The organism is Hydrogenophaga palleronii NBRC 102513, from assembly GCF_001571225.1.
Lineage (GTDB): Bacteria > Pseudomonadota > Gammaproteobacteria > Burkholderiales > Burkholderiaceae_C > Hydrogenophaga > Hydrogenophaga palleronii.
Genome location: NZ_BCTJ01000028.1, coordinates 16,379 through 39,726 on the forward strand (window position 1 = coordinate 16,379; position 23,348 = coordinate 39,726).

General features: G+C 67.6%; 22 protein-coding genes and 1 tRNA gene. 13 read left to right on the plus strand and 10 right to left on the minus strand.

The window, feature by feature from the left end; all coding sequences use genetic code 11:
* Positions 1–7 precede the first annotated feature (7 nt).
* The 3 genes from coxB to HPA01S_RS17120 all read right to left on the minus strand — a co-directional run bounded on the left by coxB (position 8) and on the right by HPA01S_RS17120 (position 2,833).
* On the minus strand, positions 8–1,162 hold the full coding sequence (gene coxB / locus HPA01S_RS17110) for a cytochrome c oxidase subunit II (RefSeq protein WP_066272012.1): 1,155 nt from the start codon (positions 1,160–1,162) through the stop codon (positions 8–10).
* A gap of 131 nt (positions 1,163–1,293) precedes the next feature.
* Positions 1,294–1,725: a DUF2244 domain-containing protein gene (locus tag HPA01S_RS17115; RefSeq protein ID WP_066272013.1), complete on the minus strand. Its 432-nt coding sequence runs from the start codon at positions 1,723–1,725 to the stop codon at positions 1,294–1,296.
* Positions 1,726–1,963: 238 nt separating this feature from the next.
* Positions 1,964–2,833 carry a methyltransferase domain-containing protein gene (locus HPA01S_RS17120; protein WP_066271982.1) on the minus strand — a complete coding sequence of 290 codons (870 nt, stop codon included), beginning with the start codon at positions 2,831–2,833 and terminating at the stop codon, positions 1,964–1,966.
* 125 nt (positions 2,834–2,958) lie between these two features.
* On the opposite strand from HPA01S_RS17120, the gene HPA01S_RS17125 reads away from it, so the two are divergent.
* From HPA01S_RS17125 to HPA01S_RS17135, 3 genes are all read left to right on the plus strand, one after another.
* Positions 2,959–3,681 (plus strand): ComF family protein, encoded by a 723-nt coding sequence (locus HPA01S_RS17125; RefSeq protein ID WP_066271983.1) that lies wholly within the window; start codon positions 2,959–2,961, stop codon positions 3,679–3,681.
* Positions 3,682–3,718: 37 nt separating this feature from the next.
* Positions 3,719–4,192, plus strand: coding sequence for a tRNA (uridine(34)/cytosine(34)/5-carboxymethylaminomethyluridine(34)-2'-O)-methyltransferase TrmL (gene trmL / locus HPA01S_RS17130; RefSeq protein ID WP_066271984.1), 474 nt, complete (start codon positions 3,719–3,721; stop codon positions 4,190–4,192).
* Positions 4,193–4,336: 144 nt separating this feature from the next.
* Positions 4,337–4,657 (plus strand): hypothetical protein, encoded by a 321-nt coding sequence (locus tag HPA01S_RS17135; protein WP_066271985.1) that lies wholly within the window; start codon positions 4,337–4,339, stop codon positions 4,655–4,657.
* 18 nt (positions 4,658–4,675) lie between these two features.
* Here HPA01S_RS17135 and HPA01S_RS17140 read toward each other — a convergent pair whose 3' ends face one another.
* The 3 genes from HPA01S_RS17140 to HPA01S_RS17150 all read right to left on the minus strand — a co-directional run bounded on the left by HPA01S_RS17140 (position 4,676) and on the right by HPA01S_RS17150 (position 6,654).
* On the minus strand, positions 4,676–5,131 hold the full coding sequence (locus HPA01S_RS17140) for a MaoC family dehydratase (protein WP_066272014.1): 456 nt from the start codon (positions 5,129–5,131) through the stop codon (positions 4,676–4,678).
* A 63-nt stretch (positions 5,132–5,194) separates the two neighbouring features.
* The gene (locus HPA01S_RS17145) at positions 5,195–5,812 is read right to left on the minus strand and encodes a ParA family protein (RefSeq protein ID WP_066271986.1); all 618 of its coding nucleotides are present in this window, start codon (positions 5,810–5,812) and stop codon (positions 5,195–5,197) included.
* 80 nt (positions 5,813–5,892) lie between these two features.
* Positions 5,893–6,654: a sulfite exporter TauE/SafE family protein gene (locus HPA01S_RS17150; protein WP_066271987.1), complete on the minus strand. Its 762-nt coding sequence runs from the start codon at positions 6,652–6,654 to the stop codon at positions 5,893–5,895.
* A gap of 40 nt (positions 6,655–6,694) precedes the next feature.
* Here HPA01S_RS17150 and HPA01S_RS17155 point away from each other — a divergent pair, with 40 nt between their 5' ends.
* Complete coding sequence (locus HPA01S_RS17155; protein ID WP_066271988.1) at positions 6,695–7,333, plus strand: trimeric intracellular cation channel family protein; 639 nt, start codon at positions 6,695–6,697, stop codon at positions 7,331–7,333.
* Positions 7,334–7,362: 29 nt separating this feature from the next.
* Here HPA01S_RS17155 and pcaF read toward each other — a convergent pair whose 3' ends face one another.
* A complete protein-coding gene (gene pcaF, locus HPA01S_RS17160) occupies positions 7,363–8,565 on the minus strand; it encodes a 3-oxoadipyl-CoA thiolase (protein ID WP_066271989.1) in 1,203 nt (400 codons plus the stop codon).
* Between the two features lie 88 nt (positions 8,566–8,653).
* Here pcaF and HPA01S_RS17165 point away from each other — a divergent pair, with 88 nt between their 5' ends.
* Complete coding sequence (locus HPA01S_RS17165; RefSeq protein WP_066271990.1) at positions 8,654–9,088, plus strand: DUF1841 family protein; 435 nt, start codon at positions 8,654–8,656, stop codon at positions 9,086–9,088.
* Positions 9,089–9,186: 98 nt separating this feature from the next.
* Here HPA01S_RS17165 and HPA01S_RS17170 read toward each other — a convergent pair whose 3' ends face one another.
* On the minus strand, positions 9,187–9,843 hold the full coding sequence (locus HPA01S_RS17170; protein ID WP_066272015.1) for a c-type cytochrome: 657 nt from the start codon (positions 9,841–9,843) through the stop codon (positions 9,187–9,189).
* A 169-nt stretch (positions 9,844–10,012) separates the two neighbouring features.
* Between HPA01S_RS17170 and HPA01S_RS17175 the strand changes: the two genes are divergently transcribed.
* The 6 genes from HPA01S_RS17175 to HPA01S_RS17200 are packed head-to-tail and all read left to right on the plus strand — an operon-like array spanning position 10,013 to position 19,120.
* Positions 10,013–10,855 (plus strand): AAA family ATPase, encoded by an 843-nt coding sequence (locus HPA01S_RS17175; RefSeq protein ID WP_066271991.1) that lies wholly within the window; start codon positions 10,013–10,015, stop codon positions 10,853–10,855.
* Positions 10,856–10,859: 4 nt separating this feature from the next.
* A complete protein-coding gene (locus HPA01S_RS17180; protein ID WP_066271992.1) occupies positions 10,860–11,090 on the plus strand; it encodes a hypothetical protein in 231 nt (76 codons plus the stop codon).
* Between the two features lie 9 nt (positions 11,091–11,099).
* The gene (locus tag HPA01S_RS17185) at positions 11,100–11,699 is read left to right on the plus strand and encodes a GNAT family N-acetyltransferase (RefSeq protein ID WP_066271993.1); all 600 of its coding nucleotides are present in this window, start codon (positions 11,100–11,102) and stop codon (positions 11,697–11,699) included.
* Between the two features lie 15 nt (positions 11,700–11,714).
* A complete protein-coding gene (locus HPA01S_RS17190; RefSeq protein WP_066271994.1) occupies positions 11,715–12,902 on the plus strand; it encodes a vWA domain-containing protein in 1,188 nt (395 codons plus the stop codon).
* Between the two features lie 7 nt (positions 12,903–12,909).
* Complete coding sequence (locus tag HPA01S_RS17195) at positions 12,910–14,949, plus strand: autotransporter assembly complex protein TamA (protein WP_084360772.1); 2,040 nt, start codon at positions 12,910–12,912, stop codon at positions 14,947–14,949.
* A gap of 7 nt (positions 14,950–14,956) precedes the next feature.
* Positions 14,957–19,120: a translocation/assembly module TamB domain-containing protein gene (locus tag HPA01S_RS17200; RefSeq protein WP_066271996.1), complete on the plus strand. Its 4,164-nt coding sequence runs from the start codon at positions 14,957–14,959 to the stop codon at positions 19,118–19,120.
* Between the two features lie 213 nt (positions 19,121–19,333).
* On the opposite strand, the gene HPA01S_RS17205 is transcribed toward HPA01S_RS17200, so the two are convergent.
* A complete protein-coding gene (locus HPA01S_RS17205; protein WP_066271997.1) occupies positions 19,334–19,978 on the minus strand; it encodes an FMN-dependent NADH-azoreductase in 645 nt (214 codons plus the stop codon).
* Positions 19,979–20,110: 132 nt separating this feature from the next.
* Between HPA01S_RS17205 and HPA01S_RS17210 the strand changes: the two genes are divergently transcribed.
* Complete coding sequence (locus tag HPA01S_RS17210) at positions 20,111–21,070, plus strand: LysR substrate-binding domain-containing protein (RefSeq protein ID WP_066271998.1); 960 nt, start codon at positions 20,111–20,113, stop codon at positions 21,068–21,070.
* A 4-nt stretch (positions 21,071–21,074) separates the two neighbouring features.
* Here the strand turns inward: HPA01S_RS17210 and HPA01S_RS17215 are convergent, their stop codons facing one another.
* Positions 21,075–23,054, minus strand: a complete 1,980-nt coding sequence (locus tag HPA01S_RS17215; protein ID WP_169801548.1) for an acyltransferase family protein — start codon at positions 23,052–23,054, stop codon at positions 21,075–21,077.
* A gap of 194 nt (positions 23,055–23,248) precedes the next feature.
* Between HPA01S_RS17215 and HPA01S_RS17220 the strand changes: the two genes are divergently transcribed.
* A tRNA-Arg gene (locus tag HPA01S_RS17220) sits at positions 23,249–23,323 on the plus strand.
* Positions 23,324–23,348 lie beyond the last annotated feature (25 nt).

Below are 23,348 nucleotides of genomic sequence, written 5' to 3' on the forward strand. Positions count from 1 at the left end.
AACCGGATCAATTGCGCGCGGCCAGCACTTCCGAAGGCTGCACGATCTGCTCGGTCTTGTTCGACCAGTTGTTCTTGCTGAAGGTCATGACCGCGGCCAGCTCGGTGTCCGAGAGCTGCTTCCAGGACGGCATGGAGCCGCCGGCAGCGCCGTGCAGCACCACGTTGATCATCTTGGCGTGGTCGGTGTCGTTCACGATGGCCGAGCCATCGAGCGGCTTGATCGGGCCGGCGCCCTTGCCGTTGGCCTGGTGGCAGGCCACGCAGTTGGCGGCGTAGACGGACTCGCCACGCTTGACCAGGTCGGCCAGGGTCCAGACCTTGTTCGGGTCGTCCGCGGCGGCGGCCATGGCCTTGTGCTGTTCGTTAACCCAGGCGGTGTATTCCTCGGCCGACACCACCTTCACGTGGATCGGCATGTAGGCGTGTTCCTTGCCGCAGAGTTCGGCGCACTGGCCGTAGAAGTCACCGGTCTTCTCGGCGCGGAACCAGGTGTCGCGCACGAAACCGGGGATGGCATCCTGCTTGACGCCGAAGGCCGGCACCATCCAGGCGTGGATGACGTCGTTGGCCGTGGTGATGATGCGCACCTTCTTGTTGACCGGCACCACCATCGGGTTGTCGACCTTGAGCAGGTAGTCGTCGGTGGCTTCGGGCTTGCCGCTGTTGGACATCAGGCGGTGGTTGTTGTCCAGCGTGGAGAGGAAGCCGATGCCCTCGCCTTCGCCCTTGATGTAGTCGTAGCCCCACTTCCATTGCATGCCCGTGGCCTTGATGGTCACGTCGCTGTTGGTGGTGTCCTTCTGGGCCACCAGCACCTTGGTGGCGGGCAGCGCCATGCCGATGACGATGAGCAGCGGCACGATGGTCCAGCCGAGTTCGACCCAGATCGGCTCCGGCAGCGCCTGCGACTTGTGGCCCACCGACTTGCGGTGCTTCACGATGGAATAGAACATCACGCCGAAGACGATCAGGAAGATCACGGCGCAGATGCCCATCATGAACCAGTGCAGCCAGTGCTGCTCCTCGGCGATGCGGGTCACGGGGGGGTGGAAGTTCAGCTGGTTGACGGCAGGGCCACCAGGCAGGCTGTTCACCGTTTGAGCGGCGACCGAGGTCCAGGCGCCCGCACCCAGCGCCAGCGTGGTGCCCACAGCGCAGATGTTTTGCCACCGGGTTCGCAGGGAATGCACCTTTTTATTTGTCGTACTCACTTTAAGCGCCTCAAATATAAGTATTGATTTATATCAATGCCGATTAGAACAAACTTCGGGGTCACCCACCCAAAACACCTTCACGCGCCACGCAAAGCCTGGCGTATTTCCCGGGCCAACAGCGGTCTCAGATCGGCCCTCAAAAAGCGCCCCACCTGCACCGATTGACCTCCGCCGCGCACCTCGATCATCTGATCGCTGTCCGTTGGCGCTTCCACCTGCACCCACTCGCGGGCGAATTCGCACCGCTTCACCTGTCCCGCCGTTTCCAGCTCCACCACCAGCTGCTTTTGCAGCAGGCGGATGCGTTCACCGTCCGTGGCGTGGCGCGCATACGCCAAAAACGCCGCCGCCACGACCACCAGTTCCAGCGCGGCAAAAGGCAACACCAGCGTGGCGCCCAGGGACCAGAAGAATCCGGCCACACCCAGAGACACGACACACATGGAGGCATAAAGCCAACCCAGTTGCGCGGGTGTGACCGAGCAGTTGCGTTTCAGCGACCACACCATGCCGTCATCCGACAGGGTCGCGAAACGGTAAACATCGCAGGCAAGGCTCACCACCCACCACCGGTTCAGGTCGCACCGGGCCCGAAGGCCCGTGCGCAGACGCGGGGAAATTTCCCCAGGAACTTGGATAGCCTGCGATTGTAGCGGCGAGAAGCCGGCTTTCCCCTCACAAAACAACCACATCCGACTGCCACAAGGTGGCTTCGGCCATGCACCTAGCGGCCGTCAGCGGCGCGTTTCAGCCCTTGCGGCCCTTGAGCATGGCGCGCATGTCTTCCACGGGCACCGCGGTGGAGGCCGCCATCGGCATCCGCGGCACGGGTTTGAAGGCGTGGCCGTAGATGATCTCGAAGGTCAGCAACAGGCGCCCGTCGGCGTCTCGCGGCAGGCCGGCTTCGATCGCCTCGCACAGGCGCGTGCGCCAGTGGCGCGAGCGGCAGGCGGCAAAACGCGCCAGGTTCAGGTTGCGTCCCAGGCCACGCAGCTCGGCCAGCAAGGTCTCGGCGCTGCTGTACGACAGCACGATGCGCTCCATGTCCATCACCGGCTCGGCAAAACCGCCGTGCACCAGCATGTCACCCCAGTCGTGCATGTCGGTGAAGGCGTGCGCCGGCGCTGGCCAGCCCTGCTGCTCGTAGACCGCACGCAACTCGCGCAGGCTGTCCGGGCCCAGGCAGGAGAACATCAGGAAGCCATCGGTCTCGATGTGCTGGTTCCAGCGTTTGAGCAAGGTCTGCGGCCGCGGCTCCATGTGCAGGGCCATGTTGGCCCAGAGCATGCGCACCCGGGTGGCCTCGTCGGCCGCCAGCGGTCCCTTGTCACGGCCCCAGTTCAAGGGGTTCCAGGCCGTGCCACCGCTTTCGCGCGTGGCCTCCAGCGCCTGCGGCAGGCGCACGGCTGCCACGTGGCAGCGGGCCTCGGGCAACTGGGTGCGCAATTGCCGGTGCGCCAGCAGGCCGCCGCCCACCGGCTCCCAGTGCAACCAGCTGGCCGGTGGCTCGCGAAACCATTTCAGGCGCTCGGCCATGCGCGAGGCCACTTCTTCGTGCAGCCACGGACTGGTGCTTGCGGCGCGCTGCTGCCAGCGTTGCGCGGCCGTGGGGTCCATGCCGGGCACGGCGGTTTCGGTGGGGGTGGATGGGTTCAAGCGGTGGGGCCGCGGAGCGGAAAAACGGGGGGACGTGCCACCGTGCAGGACCTTGCACGCGCGTGGCGCCCCAGTATATTGGCCGCATGTCCAGCGGCTGGCGCACCTTGTTCAATTCCCTGCCCGGCACTTGCCAGGTGTGCGGCGGCTGGCCGGGCGAGCCGGTCTGCGAGAACTGCAGCACCCGCTTTCAGGGACCGCCCCACCGTTGCCACGCTTGCGCGGCACCGCTGTCCTCCGACGCCCACCACCTGTGCGGCACCTGCCTCGCGCAGCCCTCCCCCGCCGCGCTGCAGGCCCGCACCGCGGCGGTGGACTACGCCTATCCCTGGGACGGCCTGATCGCGCGCTTCAAGTTCCGCGCCGAGCCCGGCTGGGCCGGCCCCTTTGCGCGCCTGATGCTGCGCACGCCACGCGTGGCCGAGCTGCTGTCGCAATGCGAACTGCTGGTGCCGGTGCCACTGAATGCCACGCGCCTGGCCGAGCGCGGCTACAACCAGGCCTGGGAACTCACCAAGGCCTTGCGGCGGCAGGGCCGACCGGCCGCGGCAGCCGTGCCGGACGCACTGCTGCGCCTGCTCGACCGGCCCGACCAGCACAGCCTGCCGCGCGAGCAACGCCTGCGCAACCTGCGGGGCGTGTTCGCGGTACACCCGTTGCATGTGCCACGGGTCCAGGGACGGCAGGTGCTGCTGGTGGACGATGTGAGCACCACCGGCGCGACGCTGCAGGCGGCGGCGCAGGCCTTGCGGCAGGCCGGCGCCGCGGGCGTGAACGCGCTGGTGTTCGCCCACACGCCGCCGGGGTAAGCTCGCGCGCCACGCCTTTCACCTTCGCCCCTGCCCCATGTTCCACATCGTCCTTGTCGCCCCCGAGATCCCGCCCAACACCGGCAACGTGATCCGGCTCAGCGCCAACACCGGCTGTACGCTGCACCTGATCGAGCCGCTGGGTTTCTCGATGGACGACAAGCACATGCGCCGCGCCGGACTGGACTACCACGAGTACGCCGAGCTGCGCCGCCACGCGGACTGGCAGAGCTTTCTGCGCAGCGAGGCGCCCGACCCGCAGCGCCTGTTTGCCTTCACCACACGCGGCAGCCACAGCTTGTTCGACAACCGTTTCCAGGCCGGTGACTGGTTGGTGTTCGGCTCCGAGACGCGTGGACTGCCCGAGGATGTGCGCGAGGGGTTTCCCGCCGCCCAACGCCTGCGTTTGCCCATGGTGGAAGGGCAGCGCAGCCTCAACCTGTCCAACGCGGTGGCGGTCAGTGTTTTCGAGGCCTGGCGCCAGTTGCAATTCGGCAAGGCACTTTCGTGACACAGGTCACGTGAGCCGGCAACAGCACCTCCCACTTCACGCGGTGATCGCGGAAGATCAGGCAGCAGCCACAAAGGCGACAGACCCCACCAAGGGGCAGGCCGAAAGTGCCCGACAACGACTGGCTGCAAGGAGGGGGTGTTGATGTTTTCCATTGCACGTTTGTTCAACGAAAGCCTGGGGCATATCCACGGGCAGCACCATCGCGCCGACGCCGAGGACCTGGCCGCGATCCGCTGCCAGATGGAGTTCTGCATCGTGGACTGCACCCATCCGGCGGCGCGGCGCCTGCGCCGGCAGATCCTGCGCACCGGCACACCGCAGGAGCTCTGGCTGCTGCGCAACGACGCCTACCAGCTGATCTCCCAGCAATTCGACCAGGCCACCGCGGCCCGGCGCATCAACGAGCTGCGGCCCAGCTTCAAAAGCTTCATCAACCCCCGCCTGCTCGTGCGCATCAGGTAGGCCGGGGGCACCCTTCCCTCAGGGGTATTGGCGCACCAGCGATTCCGCGAAACACACCGGCTTGTCGGCGCCTTCGCGTTCGATCACCACGGCCCAGGTCATCTGCAGGCCCCCCTGCTCGATGGGCTCGGTCGACTGCAGCGTGAGCCGCCCGCGCACGCGGCTGCCCACCGGCACCGGTGCGGTGAAGCGCACGCGGTTCAGGCCGTAGTTCACGCCCATGCGGGTGTTGCGCACCTCGAACGACGATTCCAGAAACACCGGCAGCAGCGACAGGGTGAGAAAACCGTGCGCAATCGGCGCGCCGAACGGGCCGGCCTTGGCGCGCTCCACGTCGACGTGAATCCACTGGTGGTCGCCGGTGGCCTCGGCAAAGCGGTTGACCTGCTCCTGGGTGATCTGCACCCAGTCGCTCACGGCCACTTCCTGGCCCACGCAGGCCGCGAGATCGGCCAGGGAATCAAAGGTTTTCATGCGGCCCACTGTAGCCGCGGCGTCGGTGCGCACATGTCGGACCCGCGACAGCGCGGGCCGGCTTCAGCGGTCGAGCCAGTCGCAGATGTCCTGCCACTGGCGCAGGTCTTTCTCGATCCGGCCCGGCGCGACGTCGAACAGGGTCAGGCCGCGCGCTGCGAGGTGCACGTAGTTCTGCGTGTCGCGCAGGCCCCCGAGCACCGGCAGGCCCAGGCCGGCCACGAATTCGGCCAGCTGATCGGCCGCGATGGTGCGCGTGTCCACCCGCATGCCGACGATGCCGATCTGCAGCTTGTCGGCGCGGCGCGATTCGGCCAGTTCGTCGAGAAAGTCGCGCGTCGCATAGATGTCGAAGATGCTGGGCTGCAGCGGCACCAGCACCTTGTCGGCCAACTTGAGCACGTCCTTGAAACGGCCACCGTGCAGGCCGGCCGGGGTGTCGAGCACCACGTGGGTGACGTCCTTGGGCGGGCGGGCGATCTGGTCCTTGGACACGTCCCAGCTCTGGATCGGGCGCGCTTGCGGTGGCCTGAGCTTGAGCCACAGCGCCGAGGACTGCTGGCGGTCGGCATCGCCCAGCATGACGGCATGCCCCTGGCGGGCAAAGTAGCCGGCGACGTTGGTCGACAGCGTGGACTTGCCCACGCCTCCTTTGGGATTGGCTACCACCACGATGGGCATGCAAAGCTCCTTTGTGTGCGGACGCCCCACACGGCAAGCGTGGTGGGGAGCGATGGAGGGAGGAGTGAACGAACCGGGCCCTATGTTATCGCCACCGCGTCCCAAACCAGCTTGCAGCCGGTGAGGAACATGCCCAGATAAATCAGCCGATAGAACAGTTTGGGTTGGATGCGGTGGGCGATGCGCACGCCGATCCACACCCCCAGCGGTGCAAACGGCAGCAGCGCCAACGAGGTCACCATGTTGCGCAAGTCCAGCAGGCCGAGCCAGGCGTAGGGGATCCACTTGGACAGGTTGATGAAGAAAAAGAAGAAGGCCAGCGTGCCGGTGAACACCAGCGGCGAGAGCCGCAGCGGGATCACATAGGCGTTGACCGGCGGGCCACCGGCGTGCGCCACGAAGCTGGTGAAACCCGAGGCGGTGGTCAGCAACACACCCACCCAGCGTGGCGGCGGCGCGCTGTCGGGCCGCGGCGGAAACAGCAGGCGCTGCGCCAGAAACAACAGCGTGAGCACCCCGACGATCCCGGCCACCACGCGCGCGTCCAGCAGCTTGAACAGCAACGCGCCCACCACGATGCCGATCAGGCCGAAGGGCAGCAGGAACGTGAGCAGCTGGCGGTCCACGTTCTTGCGGAAGGCCGCCATGCCCAGCAGGTCCATCAGCAGCAACACCGGCATCAGGATCGCTGCCGCCTGCGGCACCGTCACGGCCAGCGCCATCATGGGCACGGCCAGCGAACCGAAGCCGGCGCCGAAGCCGCTCTTGCTGATGCCCAGCAGGATCACGGCGGGAATGGCAACGGCGTAGAAGAAGGGGTCGGTGATGAGTGGGAAGTTCACGCCGGGGATTGTCGCTGCTGCACCACGCGACAATCGACGCATGCACAACGTTCAATTCTGGGGCGAGAGCCTGCGCCTGCTGGTCGAGCTGATGGCCACCGCGGCCTTTGCACTGTCGGGCATTCTGATGGGCGCGCGCATGCGGCTCGATGCGGTCGGTGTGGCGGTGGTCGGTTTCCTCGCCGCGTTCGGCGGCGGTACCCTGCGCGACCTGCTGCTCGACCAGCGCCCGTTCTTCTGGGTGCGCCATGTCGAGATGCTGTGGGGCGTGCTCGCCCTGTGCGTGCTGGCCATGCTGTTCCTGCGCAAGCGGCACATGCCGCTGACCGAACGGGCCATCCAGTGGCCCGACGCGCTCGGCCTCGGCCTCTTCGCCGCCACCGGCGTGCACCAGGCCCTGCTGCAGGAGATGCCGGCGCTGGTGGCCGTGTTGATGGGCCTGATCACCGGCGTGTTCGGCGGCGTGCTGCGCGACGTGGTCTGCAACGAGATTCCCACCGCCTTCAAGGACCACCGGCCCTACGCCGTGTGTGCGTTCGCCGGTGGCTGGCTGTACGTGGGACTGTGGACCTGGCAGGCACCGGGCTGGGTCGCCCTGGTGGCCTGCGTGGTCTTCACTGCCGGGCTGCGTGGCCTGGCCTTGTGGCGCAACTGGCAGTTGCCGGCCTGGAAGTTCTAGGCGCCAACGCCCAGGACGTCCCGCTCCGGTTACACCCGCTCGACGATCAGCGCGATGCCCTGGCCAACGCCGATGCACATGGTGCACAGCGCGTAGCGGCCACCGGTGGCGTGCAGGCGGTTGACCGCCGTGGTCGCCAGCCGCGCACCGCTGGCACCCAGCGGGTGGCCCAGCGCGATCGCACCGCCCCAGGCGTTCACGCGCTCGTCGTCGTCCGGCAGGCCGAGCTCACGCAACACCGCGAGGCCTTGCGCCGCAAAAGCTTCGTTGAGTTCGATCACGTCCAGCTGCGCAAGCGTCAGGCCGGTCAGTGCCAGCACCTTCTGCGTCGCCGGTGCCGGGCCGATGCCCATCACGCGCGGCGCCACACCCGCCGTGGCCATGCCGACGACACGCGCCTTGGGCGTGAGGCCGTTCTTTGCCGCGGTGGCTTCGTCGGCCAGCAGCAGCGCGCAGGCGCCGTCGTTGACGCCGCTGGCGTTGCCCGCGGTCACCGAGCCGTCGGGGCGCACCACACCCTTGAGTTTGGCCAGGGCTTCCAGGCTGGTCTCGCGCGGGTGTTCGTCCTGCTCGACCAGGATGGCGTCGCCCTTTTTCTGCGGGATGCTCACGCCGACGATCTCGCGCGCGAGGTGGCCGGCTTTCTGCGCCGCCACGGCCTTGAGCTGGCTGGACAGGGCCATGCGGTCCTGCGCTTCGCGTTCGATCTTGTAGTCGGTGGCGACGTTCTCGGCCGTCTCGGGCATGGAGTCCACGCCGTACTGGGCTTTCATGAGTTTGTTGACGAAGCGCCAGCCGATGGTGGTGTCGTAAACCGCGTTGTTGCGGCTGAAGGCGGTTTCGGCCTTGGGCATGACGAAGGGCGCGCGGCTCATGCTTTCCACACCGCCGGCGATCATGAGGCCGGCTTCACCGGCCTTGATGGCGCGTGCGGCGGTGCCGACGGCGTCCAGGCCGGAGCCGCAGAGGCGGTTGAGGGTGGCGCCGGGCACTTCCAGCGGCAGGCCGGCGAGCAGGCCGGCCATGCGCGCGACGTTGCGGTTGTCTTCACCGGCCTGGTTGGCGCAGCCGAAGATGATGTCGACCACGCTGGCCCAGTCGACGTTGGGGTTGCGCTGCATCAGCGCGCGCAGCGGGACGGCGGCGAGGTCGTCGGCGCGCACGCTGGAGAGGGCGCCGCCGTAGCGGCCGAAGGGGGTGCGAATCGCGTCGCAGATGAAGGCTTGGCTCATGGTTTTTTCCGTCTGTGTGCTAAGGGCTGCCCTCCACTGTACCCAAGCCCGGCGCAGGGGTCGCCGGCTTGCGGGACAATCCTGCTCCATGTTCAATCCGTCCCAAGCCGATGTGCGGCGCTTTTTCTGCGCGGTCTATACCAAGCGCCTGCAGCAGCAACCGATGGAAGCGATCGAGGTGCTGGCCGGCGAATGGATCGCCGAACACCCCGAGTACCACGCCGAACTCGCCGATGTAGACGCCGCGCTGGCGCGCCTGGGCAAGGCCGATGCGTCGCGCGACAACCCCTTCCTGCACCTGTCCATGCACCTGTCGATCAGCGAGCAGTGCAGCATCGACCAGCCGCCCGGCATCCGCCAGGCCGTCGAGCTGCTCGCTGCGCGGCGCGGCGACCTGCACGCCGCCCACCACGAGGTGATGGAGTGCCTGGGCAGCATGCTCTGGGAAAGCCAGCGCGCCGGGCGCCCGCCCGATGGCCAGGCCTACATCGATGCGGTGCGGCGGCGCGCGACGCAAGACTGAACACGAAAGATGCACACCCGCCGCGCGGCACGCGGCAAGTGCGGGCAAACAAAAGGCCGCTCAAGAGCGGCCTTTTGTTTGGGCGTGAAGCGCCTGGATCAGCGGAAGCGCGACTGCGGCACGATCTTCAGCTCGCCGTCGACGGTCGAGAGGTACTTGGCCATCTCGCGCATTTCGGCGTGGGTGTATTGCTTGGCGATACCGGCCATGATGCCGTTGGAGCGGCCGACCATGCCGTTGCCTTCGACCGTGTAGGCCTTGAGCGCCACGTACAGGTAGTCGGCGTGCTGGCCGCCGATCTTGGGGTAGCTCGGGTCGATCGGCTTGCTGAAGTTGGCGCCGTGGCAGGAGGCGCAGGCGCCCTTCTCGATCAGGGCAGCGGCGGCGGTGCTGGCGGTGCGCGGTGCGGCGGCGGCTTCCTTGTCGGCTTGCGAGGCGTAGAACGCGCCGAGGTCGGCCATGTCCTGCTCGCTCAGCGAACCGGCGATGCCGCGCATGGTCGGGTGCTTGCGGTCGCCCTTCTTGTAGGCGTGCAGGGCCGACACGATGTACTTGTCGGACTGGCCCGAGATCATCGGCACCTTGTGGACTTCGGGGAAGCTGTTCTGGTAGCCAGGGATGCCATGGCAGCCGATGCACATCTCGGCTTTCTTCTGCCCGGCTTGCACATCACCGGTCACCCCCTGGGCATGTGCGGCCACGGCCATCGCAGAAAACGTCGCAGCGGCGACAAGGTTACGGACGATCGTGGGCATCATTTGAATCATTTTCCAAGCACAATGAATGGGCGACGGGTGAAAAATCAACCTCTGATTATATAGACTGGGCAACCCAGCCAGCCACCCCGCGAGATGGTGCGCGCACCACGCCCCCACCGCTCCCGCCTCTGCAGCACTTTCGTTCAACCCTACTGCAAAGCATTTCATGAAATTCCAAGGTTCAGAAAACTACGTTGCCACGCAAGACCTGATGCTGGCGGTCAACGCCGCCATCACGCTCAAGCGCCCGCTGCTCGTCAAGGGCGAGCCCGGCACCGGCAAGACGATGCTGGCCGAGGAAGTGGCAAGCGCACTCAAGCTGCCCCTGCTGCAATGGCACATCAAGAGCACCACCAAGGCGCAGCAGGGCCTGTACGAATACGACGCCGTGAGCCGCCTGCGCGACTCGCAACTGGGCGACGAGCGTGTGAAGGACATCCACAACTACATCGTCAAGGGCGTGCTCTGGCAGGCCTTCACGGCCGACGAGCCGGTGGCGCTGCTGATCGACGAGATCGACAAGGCCGACATCGAGTTTCCGAACGACCTGCTGCGCGAACTCGACCGCATGGAGTTCTATTGCTACGAGACGCACGAGATGATCCGTGCCAAGCACCGCCCGCTGGTGTTCATCACCTCGAACAACGAGAAGGAACTGCCCGACGCGTTCCTGCGCCGCTGCTTCTTCCACTACATCAAGTTCCCCGAAGCCGAGACCATGCAGCGCATCGTGGACGTGCACTTCCCCACGCTCAAGAAGGAACTGCTGGCCGCGGCCATGAAGACCTTCTACGACGTGCGCAACCTGCCCGGCCTGAAAAAGAAGCCCAGCACCTCCGAGCTGCTGGACTGGCTCAAGCTGCTGATGGCCGAGGACATTCCGCTCGAAGCACTGCAGAGCGCCGACAGCAAGGTCAGCGTGCCGCCGCTGGTGGGCGCCCTGCTGAAGAACGAGCAGGACACTTCGCTGTTCGAGAAGCTGGTGTTCATGAACCAACGGAACCGGTGACAACATGGACGCACGAACCCGCCACGCATTGAAGGAAGGCCTGGCCGACGCGTCGGGCTTTGTCATCGGCTCGCTCGCGGGTTGGGGCCTGGGCCGTCTGCTCGGCCTGGACTTTTTCGCCAACCCCGATGCCTTCGGCTGGCGCGAGATGGCCGGCCTGGCGCTGATCGCGCTGGGCTGCGGCGTCGGCAAGGTGACGGCGCGCCGCCTCGTCGCGCCCAGGCCCCCGGCCTGATCGGTCCCCATGGCCAACGCCTTTGTGGAACCCGTCACGCTGCGCGACCACGGCATCGCGCTGGTGCCGCTGTCGCTCGACCACGAGGTCGGCCTGCGCGCGGCCGCCGCCGACGGTGAACTCTGGAAGCTGCGCATCACCTCGGTGCCCGAGCCCGGGCAGACGCGCGCCTACATCGACACCGCGCTGCAGATGCGCGCCGAGGGCCACCGCTTCGCCTTCGCCGTCACCGACGAAGCCAGTGGCGAGGTGCTGGGCAGCACCAGCTTTCACGACATCCTGCCGGCGGTGAAACGGGTCGAGATCGGCTACACCTGGTACGCGCGGCGCGTGCAGCGCACCCACGTCAATACCACCTGCAAGCTGCTGATGATGGGCCACGCCTTTGATCGCCTGGGCTGCCATGTGGTGGGCTGGCGCACCGACAACTACAACTTTTCGTCGCAAAAAGCGATCGAACGCCTGGGCGCAAAAAAGGACGGCGTCATCCGCGGCCACGCCCTGCGCCGAGACGGCACCATCCGCGACACGGTGATGTACAGCATGCGTGCAGGCGAATGGCCGGAGGCCAGGGCCCAGCTGCTGTACCTGCGGGCCCGACACGCCTGAACCCGGGAGACTCCCATGCTGATCGACTTCTTCTACACCCTGCGTTCCGCCAAGTTGCCGGTGTCGGTCAAGGAGTACCTGACCTTGCTGGAAGCCTTGCAGGCCGACGTGGTCGGGCCGCGCAACCCCGAGGCCTGTTCGATGGACGACTTCTACTTCCTGGCGCGCACCGCGCTGGTGAAGGACGAGAAGCACTACGACAAGTTCGACCGCGCCTTCGCCGCCTACTTCAAGGGCGTGGAGATGATCGCGGACTTCACCAAGCCGATCCCCGCCGACTGGCTGCGCCAGGAGATGGAGCGCATCCTCTCGGAAGAGCAGAAGGCCAACGCGCCCAAGATGGACTGGGACGAGCTCATGGAGACGCTGAGGAAGCGCCTGGAAGAACAGAAGGAGCGCCACGAAGGTGGCAACAAGTGGATCGGCACCGGCGGCACCTCGCCCTTCGGCCACGGCGGGCAGAACCCGCGCGGTGTGCGCATCGGCGGAAAGGGTGGCAACAAGAGCGCGGTGAAGGTGTGGGAGCAGCGCGCCTACCGCGACTACGACGACACCCAGGAGCTCGGCACGCGCAACATCAAGGTGGCGCTGCGCCGCCTGCGCAAGTTCGCACGCGAGGGCAACGACCTCGAACTCGACTTGCCCGACACCATCCGCTCCACCGCCGCCAACGCGGGTTACCTGGACATCAAGATGATCCCGGAGCGGCACAACAACGTGAAGGTGCTGCTGCTGATGGACGTGGGCGGCACCATGGACGAACACATCCAGCGCGTCGAAGAACTGTTCTCCGCCGTCAAGAGCGAGTTCAAGCACCTCGAGTTCTACTACTTCCACAACTGCGTCTACGACTTCATGTGGAAGAACAACAAGCGCCGCTACGCCGAGAAGTTCCCGACCTGGGACATCATCCGCAAGTACAACAAGGACTACAAGCTGATCTTCGTCGGCGACGCCACGATGAGCCCTTACGAAATCCTGCAGCCCGGCGGCAGCGTGGAATACAACAACGAGGAGGCCGGCGCCGAGTGGTTGCAGCGCCTCACGCACGCTTTTCCCAAATACGCGTGGATCAACCCGGAACCTCAAGGGGTCTGGCAGTATCGACAGAGCATCAGCGTGATCCAGCAACTTGTGAGCCAGCGCATGTACCCGCTGACCCTCAAGGGCCTGGAAGACACGATGCGCCTGCTCTCGAAATAACCGCCGCATGAACCTTTCTCTCCCGGGCCAAGCCCCCTGGGCATGGTCCCTCCTGCTTTGTGCCAGCCTGTTGTGGCCACACCCCGCGCGCGCGCAGCAAGCGGCCGCGGCGGCCACCGACAGCCCGGCGGGCAATGCTGCCGACAGCACGGAGGCGGATGCCGATGCCGACAACGTGCCGCGCCGCCCGCGCAACACGCAGGCCCCTGCGGCCCCCCGTTTTGCGCTCGAGATCGAGGCCCCCGAAGCCCTGCGCGAGTTCCTGCTGCGCCACATGGAAGTGCAGCGCTACCGCGAGCTGCGCAGCCTCGACGCCAACGAACTCGGCCGCCTGCTCGCGCAGGCGCCGGCCAACGTGCGTGAGCTGCTGGCCACACTGGGGCATTTCTCGCCCACCGTCGAAGTGATCCCGCCCCCCGGCCTGGGTGAGGCGGTGGCGGAGAACAACAACAGCGGCGGCGGCAGCGCCGCGCCGGCGTCGCTGGGCACGGTGACGGTCAAGGTCGAACCCGGCCCGGTCACGCAGGTGGTGTCGTTGAACGTGTCCTTCGTGGGCGACATCGCCAACGCGCCCGAAGCCGAGGCCCAGCGCGCCGACATCCAGCGCGAGGCCGGCCTGATCACCGGCCTGCCGTTCTCGCAGGCCGACTGGGACAGCGCCAAGGCCGCCGCCCTGCGCCGCCTGACCGCCCAGCGTTACCCGCTGGGGCGGGTGCAGAACAGCCTCGCCGACATCGACGACAAGGCCCACCAGGCCCGGCTCTACATCGAGCTCGACTCCGGCCGCGCCATGCGCATGGGCGAGGTGCAGGTGCGGGGCGCCGAGCGCTACGACGCCATCACCGCCGAACGGCTGACCCGCCTGTCCGGCCTCACGCCGGGCAGCGACTACGACGTGGACAAGCTGCAGGACGCGCAGCGCCGCATCTCCGAAAGCGGTTATTACGACTCGGTGTTCGTCTACGTCGAGCCCTCGCCCGACGGCGACACCCTGCCGGTGCAGGTCCAGCTGCGCGAGAGCAAGCGGCAGAAGGTGGTGATCGGGGTCGGCGGCAGCACCGACAACGGCGCGCGCCTGTCGCTGGAGCACACCCACAACAGCGTGCCCGGCATCGGCTGGCGCGCGGTGAGCAAGCTGCAGCTGGAGCGCGACGACCGCCTGGCCAGCACCGAATGGAGTTCCCCGCCGAACGACGACGGCTGGCGCAAGATCGTCGGCGGCCAGGCAGCGCGCCAGCTCGACGACTTCACCACCACCGACAGCCAGCGCCTGCGCGTCGGCCAGACCCAGCTGGGCGTGGAGTTCGACCGCAGCTTCTACCTGCAGTACGACCGCTCGCGCGTCAGCAGCAGCCTGCTGCCGGCCGCCGCGCAGGAAGAAGCCAAGTCTTCTGTGAGCGCCAACTACGCCTGGACGCGCCGCCGCTTTGACGACATGGTGTTCCCCAGCAGCGGCTACGGCCTGGCGGTGGAACTCGGCGTGGGCTACACGCTGGGCACCATCCGCCAACCCTTCGGCCGCACGCAGGCGCGCTGGCTCACCTACTGGCCGCTGGGCGCGGTGGCACAAGCCGCCGAACCGCTGCCGGGCCAGGCGCGCGACGTCAGCACCCCGACGCGGCGCACCCAACTCGGCCGCCTGGCGCTGCGCGTGGAAGGTGGCGCGGTGGTTGCTCGCGACAACACGCCGGTGCCCGACCCGCAGCTCTTCATCACCGGCGGCGACAACACCGTGCGCGGCTACGGCCTGCGCGACATCGGCGTGCCACGCGCCGACGGCAGCATCGGCCCGGGCCGCTACAAGGCGGTGGTGAGCCTCGAATGGCAACGCCCGATCTGGAACGCCGACCAGCGCTCCAACTGGGAAAACGTGATCTTCATCGACGGCGGCGCCATCGCCAACAAGGCCGGCGACCTCAAGCCGGTCTGGGGCGTGGGCAGCGGCATCCGCTACAACAGCCCGGTCGGCCCGCTGCAGCTGGACCTGGCCTACGGCCTGGAGACGAAACGCTTCCGCATCCACCTCAACGTGGGCTTCACGTTCTGACCGCCGCATGAGCCCACCCTCGCCCGACACCATCGCACCACCCCCTTCCCGCCTGGGCCGCGCCGTGCGCTGGGTCTTCGGTGGCCTCGCCACGCTGGTCGTGGTGGTGCTGCTGGGCATCGGCCTCTGGGCCTCGTGGTCCGGCTCGCTGGCGCAGGCCATCGGCTGGGGCCAGGCCTTCATGGCGAAACAAGGCCCCGAAGCCGGCACGCTGAAGGTGGACGGCGTGCAGGGCAGCCTGCTGCGCGGCGGCCAGATCGCGCGCCTGCAGTGGCAGCGCGACGGCCTGGACGTGGTGGCCACCGACACCCGCATCGGCCTGAGCAGCTGGTTCTGGGTCGATGCCCTGCTGCTGCGCGGCGTGCGCCTGAAGCAGCTGGACATCGCGCGGTTGGAAATCGACGACAAACGCCCGCCGCAGCCTTCGGCACCGCCCGAACCGCTGCAACCCATCACCCTGCCCTTGCCGGTCACCCTGCCCTGGTCCATCGGCGAACTGGTGCTGGCCGGTGAACGCCCGCTCACGCTCAGCGACATGAAGGGCCAGTACCGCTACCGCGCGGCCGACAGCGCCTGGCACCTGGGCGTGGCCGACGCCCACCAGTTCGACCTCGACAACCTCGACGTGGAAGGTGGCCGCTACAAGGCCCAGGTGGTGCTGGGTGCCCAGGCACCGATGCCGCTGCGCGTGGAGGCCAGCGGCCGGGTGCAGACCACCGTGCCCGGCAGCGAACAGGCCCTGACGCTGCAGGCCATCGCCAGGATCACCGGCACCCTCGCCACCACCGACGCCGCGCTGGACGCCACCGCCAGCGTGAACGCCGCCGAAGGCAGCGCCGCACCGGCCGACGCCCCCACGCTCGACGCCAGCGCGCGCCTGCGCCCCTGGTGGCCGCAGCCGGTGGAAACCGCCGACGCCACCATGGCCCGCATCAACCTCGCCGCCTTCTGGCCACAGGCGCCGCAAACCTTGCTCAGCGGCACGCTCAAGGCCCGGCCCGAGGGCGAAGCCTGGCGCGCACAACTCGACCTGCGCAACCAGGGCAGCGGACCGGCCGACCAGCAGCGCCTGCCGCTGGACCGGCTGCAGGCCGCGCTGGAGCAACGCGGCGCGCGCTGGTCTCTGGCGCAGCTCGACGCCCAGCTCGGCGGCGGCCGCCTGCAGGGCGAGGGCTACTGGCAGCCCGCCACCGGCGCGCAGGCCTCGCCGCTGGGCGAGTGGCAGGGCGACATCACCCTCAGCCGCATCAACCCGGCGCAACTCTGGAGCAGCATCGCCCCCGCCGCGCTGGACGGTGCGCTGACCGCGCGCACGGTGGACGCCGACAGCGCCAACGCCTCCATTGATCTGACGGCACTCGTCAAACCCTCGGGCACACAACCGCGTGGTGGTGCGCTCGACGCCCTGCGCCTGCGTGACCTCGACATCAAGGGCCGCTGGCGCCCTCGCGCCGACAACGCCGCCGAAGGCGTGCTGGAGCTGCGCGAAGCGCGCCTGGGTGTGGCCGACGCCACGCTCGACGGCAAGGGCCTGCTCGACACCCGCGCGCTCAGCTTCGACGGCCAGGTGGCGCTGCAACTGCCCGGCGCACAGGCGCGCTGGAAAGGCCTGGTCGCACATGCCACGGGCAACGGCGATCTTGACCTGGCCCTGGACGACGCCAGCCGCGTGCTGGCCTGGGTGCGCAGCCTGCAGACCCTGCCCTTCGTGGGCCCGCAGATCCGCACCGCGCTCGACGGCCAGCCCGGCCTGCAGGCCGAAGGCAACGCGCGCCTCAAGGCCGGCTGGCAAGGTGGCCTGGGCGCGCTCGGTTACCCGGCACCCGCGGGCAGCGCCACCACCGCCGCACCGCCGCGCCTGGACGTGGCGCTGGACGCGCCGCGCCTGCGCATCACGCGCGACGTCGCCACCGAAGACCCGGCGCAAGCCGGCACCACGCAGAACATCCTGCTCAGCGCACTCAAGCTGCAGGCCAGCGGACCACCCGAGCGCCTGGCGCTCAGCCTGGCCGGCCAGGTGGAGCAGGCCCCGTGGCGCGCTGCGCTCGACACCGCCGGCCAGCTGCAACTGGGCACGGCACGCCAGCCCGACATCGACACCGGCCGCCTCGAACTCAGCCGCCTGAAACTGCAAGCCACCGACAGCGCCCGGCCCGACCGCACCGTGGAATGGACGCTGGAGAGCGCGGCCGCGCTGGGCGTGCAATGGCAGGGCGCGCGCGGCACTGCGCTGCAACTGCAGGTTGACCCCGGCCAGCTGCGCCTGCAACCGGTGTTCCGCCGCCGCGCCGCGCCGGCAGCCGAAGCGGCATCCGCCGCCGTGGTGTCCGCCGCCACCGTGGCGGCGGCAGCGGCCACACCCACCGTCACCACGCCCATGACCCTGGCCTGGGACCACATCCGCTGGAAAGCCGGCGCGCTCGACACGCGCGGCCAGCTCAGCAGCCTGCCGCTGTCGTGGGTGGATGCGCTCGCCACCGCCGAAGGCGCGCGCCATGGCCCGCTGGCCGAAGCCGGCCTGGGTGGCGACGTGGTGTTCGACGGCGCCTGGGACGTGTCGCTGCCGGCCGACGCCAGCGCGCCACCCCGCGTCAGCGCCCAACTGCAGCGGCGCAGCGGCGACTTCTCGGTGCAGACCGACGGCGCCTTCGACGAAAACAGCCGCACCACCCAGCGTGTGCAGACCGGCATCCGCGCCGCGCAGCTCAACCTGGAAACCCAGGGCCACAACCTGCTGGCGCGCCTGCGCTGGGACAGCGAGCGCCTGGGCCAGGCCAGCGCCGACGTGAGCACCACGCTCAGCCCGCCCAACACCGAACAGGCCGCCTGGCACTGGCCGGAGCAGGCGCCGCTGCGTGGCAGCCTCAAGGCCAGCCTGCCGCAGATGGGCGTGTGGTCGGCGCTGGCGCCACCGGGCTGGCGCGTGCGCGGCTCGCTCGCCGCCGACCTCACCCTGGCCGGCACACGCACCCAGCCCCTGCTCAACGGCTCGCTCAACGCCGACGACCTGGCGCTGCGCTCGCTCATCAACGGCATCTCGTTCTCGCGCGGGCAGTTGCGTGCCACGCTGGCGGGCGAGCGCATCACCATCGAGCGCTTCTACCTGCAGGGCCGCGGCGGTGCGGACAACGGCGGCACGCTGCTGGCCACCGGCAGCACCGAGTGGCGCAACGTCACGGTGGACGGCACACAGCGCCGCCAACCCTATGTGAGCCTGCAGGCCACGGCGAGCAAGCTGCGCGTGTCCAACCGCGCCGACCGCCAGCTCACGCTGTCCGGCCAGTTGCAGGCCGAACTCGCCGGCGCCGCCTTGCAACTGCGCGGCAAGCTCGGCGTGGATGAAGCCCTGTTCGTATTGCCCGACGAGTCCACCCCCAGCCTGTCGCCCGACGTGGTGGTGCGTGGCACCGAGCGGCCACTGGAAGACCCGAACGCGTTCCGCGTGCAACCCGACGTGCTGGTGGACCTGGACCTGGGCAACAACACCGAAGTGCGGGGCCACGGCCTGCAGACGCGCCTGACCGGCCAGCTCAACGTGCGCAGCACGCCCGCCTCACCGACACCACGCGTGATCGGCGAGGTGCGCACGGTGCGCGGCACCTACCGCGCCTACGGCCAGCGGCTGGACATCGAGACCGGCCTGGTGCGCTTCAACGGCCCGTACGACAACCCCACGCTGGACATCTCCGCCGTGCGCCCCAACACCTCGCAACGCGTGGGCGTGCTCATCAGCGGCTCGGCGCAGGCGCCGCGCGTGCGCCTGTTCTCCGACCCCGAACTGCCCGACAGCGAAAAGCTCGCCTGGCTGGTGCTCGGCCGCCCGGCCAGCGGCGCCGGTGCCGAGGCCGCGGTGCTGCAACAGGCCGCGCTTGCGCTGCTGGCCTCGCGCGGCAACGGCGCCGGCATGGACGGCGGCCTGGCCAGCGCCTTCGGGCTCGATGAACTGTCGTTCGCGGGTGGCGCCACCAACGCCGACGGCAGCACCACCTCGGCCGCGCTCACGCTGGGCAAGCGCCTGTCCAACAAGCTCTACCTGACCTACGAGGCCAGCCTCGCGGGCGCCATGGGCACGGTGTCGATCTTCTACGACCTGTCGCGCCGGGTGACGGTGCGGGCGCGGGCGGGTGAAGAGAATGCGATTGATCTGATCTTCACCACTTCATTTGACTGACCCCCGCGCCGCGCCGTCGGCGCGTCACCCCCTTTCAGGGGGCAACACCTGCGGCCCGGCAAAGCCGGTTCCGCGGTGTTTCTGGATCGGACACTTCGCGCCGGACACCTTGCGGGCCGCTTCATCCGCAAGGTGGCATCCCACATGAAAAAACCGCAGCCCGGTTTGCCGGTGCTGCGGTTTTTCGTTCATCCGGCGCCTGCCGGAGCGGCCTCAGGCGGCCTGGGCGACGGCTGGCTGGTTGGCCGGCTTGTCGGTGTGGGCGCGGATCTGGGTCTCGGCCGTGGCCAGGCCCTGGGCCTTGGCGTCCGGGCCCATGGCCAGGCCTTCGGCGTACACGAAGCGCACGTCGGTGATGCCGAAGAAACCGAAGATGGTCTGCAGGTAGCTTTCCTGGTGTTCCGCGGCACGGCCGCCTTCGCTGGTGGAGTAGATGCCGCCGCGGCTGAGCACCACGATCACGGTCTTGCCACCGGCCAGGCCTTGAGGGCCCTTGTCGGTGTAGGTGAAGGTGCGGCCGGCCTGCGCCACGCGGTCGATCCAGGCCTTGAGCTGGGTCGGGATGGTGAAGTTGTAGAGCGGCGCACCGATCACCACCACGTCGGCGGCGAGGAACTGGCTCACCAGCGCTTCGGACAGGGCGTTTTCCTGCCGTTGCAGTTCGGTGGCAGCGGCCTGGCCGGTGCGAAAGCCCAACGCGTCGGCGCCCAGGTGGGGCGGCGCGTCCTTGGCCAGATCCAGTTGCTGCACTTGCGTGCCGGGGTGGGCAGCCACCCAGGCCGCCACGGTGCTGGCGGTGAGTTGACGGGACACCGACTGGTCGCCGGTGATCGCGGAATCGATGTGAAGCAGTTGCATGGAGATCTCCAGAAAGAAGGAAAGCCACGCGTCGTGGCCCGTGGATAGATTTTAATTTCGAGTCGAAACCACGATAAGTTGGCAAAATTGCGACTCATCGTTCCAAACTCAGAACGATCTTTGGAGCCCGCCATGCAAGACCTGAACGACATGCTGCTGTTTGCCGAGGTGGTGGAACGCGGCGGTTTCGCCGCCGCCGGACGCGCGCTGGGCCTGCCCAAATCCCGCCTGTCGCGCCGCGTGGCCGGGCTGGAGGCGCAGCTCGGCGTGCGCCTGCTGCAGCGCACCACCCGCAAGCTCTCGCTCACCGACGTGGGCGAAACCTACTTGCGCCACTGCCAGGCGCTGCGCGAGTCCGCCCAGGCCGCCGCCGACGCCGTGGCCAACGCCCAGACCGAGCCGCGCGGCACGGTTCGCGTGGTCTGCCCGGTCACGCTGGTGCAGACCGTGCTCGGCGGCGCGATGCCGATCTACCTGGCGCGGCATCCGCTCGTGCGGGTGGAGATGGAGGTGAACAACCGCGTGGTCGATCTGGTGAAGGAAGGCGTGGACGTGGCGCTGCGCGTGCGCCAGACACTGGAGGAAAGCGGCAGCCTGGTGATCAAGCGGCTGGACGACGCGCGCTCGCTGCTGGTGGCCAGCCCCGCACTGCTGGCGCGCCAGGGCACGCCGACCACGCTCGCCGAGGCGGGCCGGCTCGACAGCATCGCCATGTCCGCCACCGACGGCACCGCCCGCATCCGCCTCATCAGCCCGGAAGGCCGCGAGGCCGTGCTGGAGTACCGGCCACGCTACGTGGCCGACGACCTGCTCACCCTCAAGATGGCGGTGCTCGCCGACACCGGCATGTGCTGGCTGCCCGACTACATGTGCGAAGAAGAACTGCGCAGCGGCCAGCTGGTGCGCCTGCTGCCCGAATGGAGCACGCCGGTGGGCGTGGTGCACGCGGTGTTCCCGTCGCGCCGCGGCATGTCACCCGCGGTGCGCAGCTTCCTCGACTTCCTGGGCGAATACATGCCGGTGGGTGGCAAGCTGAACGAGCGCCCGGCGCGCACCGCGGTGCCAGCGGCTTCGCAAGCGCCCACCAATTGACGATTCAAGGGTGCAAAACACCGGCTGCGAGCAAGCGCCCGCTCAGGTACCTCGCACCTTCAACGGTGAAATGACCGTGATCCCATGACACCAACCCATGTGGTGATCCCGGAACGCTGACCATGCAGCCATCCGCAGAGCACAGCGTCTGCAAGGTGGAGAAGTACGTGACGCGCTCCGACCCCAACAAGGTTGCCATCTGCTTGTCCACTGCAAAAGGTTCCGGCAGGAGCCCGAACGACATTCTCTCCGGCACGACATCCGACCGCTGCCCTTGCTGCCAGTGCTCAAACGCCAGCTTGGGAAGGTCCGCCTTCCAACTCGGCGCCGGACCTATCACCAACACAGTCCCGACACCGGCCTCCTTGAGTGCCCGGACCGCTTTGACCAACCCCTGGCCAACTTCCGCCCGGTCGTTCCAATCGGTGCCGTAGTAGTTCCAGGCACCGAACAGCACCACCGTTTGGGGCGGATTTTTCGCCAGCACGCCCAACACGTGTTCGTTGCCACGCTGGCAGACCTCCGTACCGAAGCCGAGAATGGGCGGGCAGGAGTTGCGGGTGAACTGTCCCACACCGGTCACTTGGGCCACTTCCTTGCGCACGCCCGCATAAAGCCGTGCCGCGTACGAATCGCCCCACAAGACGAGGGATGGCGCACGCTGCCCATCTCCCGCGCCGAAACACTCTGGCGCGAAACCGTCTGCCGCGATGCCGTCGTACAACCAGCAGGCGCCCACCCTGCCGTCCAGCCCCGCTTCGTACTTGAAGCCAACCAGATGCTGGGCCGCAGGAGGAAGTCTGGAAAGAAAGCCTGCGTTCAGGAAGGTCGAAAAACCCATTGCGCCCGCGCAGCCGACAACCGCCATCAGCCCGGCGACCTTCTTGTTGCTGCGAAGGCCAAACCGCAGCGGCCGCTCGACCAGGCGATAGGTCAACGCAGCCAAAACAAAAGCCAGCGCAACTGCCAAGACACGCATGCCGGTGGACAGTCCATACAGATTCAGGATTCTGGCGAACGAAAGAATGGGCCAATGCCAGAGATAGAGGGGGTAGCTGATCAACCCAACACCCACCATCCATCGATTCGCCAGAATCCTGCGGTTCATCCATGCATGGGGCCCTGCGGCAATGATGAAACACGCCCCCAGCACCGGCGCAAGTGCGCGCCAGCCGGGAAACGCCGCAGACTTTTCCATCATGGCAACCGGCACAAGAATCAGAAGCGCGCCCGCGAAACCCAGAAGGTTCACGAACCCGGCACGCAAGTTGTTGCCTTGAGTGTCCCCGTCCACCGCGGACGGCCACCACCGCAGCCATCGCCCGCTCAACTCAAGATAAGCCAGTGCGGCCCCTGCCAGCAATTCCCAAACCCTGGTGTGGGGGGAGAAGAAAGCCAGTGGCGCGTCGGTGCGAATGGTCAACACATTCGCGACAAAGGAGCCCAATCCCAAGACGGCAACCACGGCCAGGAGATTCAAACGGAGTCGCCATGCCCCCCAGATCAACAGCGGATAGACGAGATAGAACTGCTCTTCAATGGCCAGTGACCACAGATGCAACAACGGCTTGAGCTCTGAGGCCACATCAAAGTAGCCATCCTCTTGCAGCAACACCAGGTTCTGAACGAATGCCGCACTTGCGGCTGCGTGCTTGCCAAGTTGCTCAAACTCCAACGGCAGGAGTGCAATCCAGCCGACCACCAGGGAGGTCAGCAACACCAACGCCAGTGCCGGGAAAATCCGCCGGATGCGATTGGCATAGAAGCGCCGGAAGCTGAACGTTCCATGCGCCAGCTCGCTGAAAACGATGCGCGAGATCAAGTACCCGGAGATGACGAAGAACACATCGACGCCAACGAATCCGCCCACCAGCGTGCCTGGAAAGGCATGAAACCACACGACAGCAAGCACAGCGACAGCGCGCAAACCGTCAACATCCGGTCGGTAGTACAAGCTCTGGCGGTTGTGGTGCGGCAATGTCATTGGTATTGGGACCGACAAACGCCCGGCTGGCGCGGGCCGGATGGCAGTGGAGTTTCGATCTGCGCCCGCGAACATATCATCCCGCAGCGGCCGCCAGGCCATCCGAGTCCAAACGCGTTGATGAAGTGCACAAGGCGCGAGGCGACAGCAGGCGGACAGTGCTCAACCGGCCCGTACAATGCGGGCTCGCTGCCGCGGCCATAGTTCAATGGATAGAACGGGCCCCTCCTAAGGGCCAGATAGGGGTTCGATTCCCTTTGGCCGCACCATCTTGAAAGCCCGCCATCAGCACGG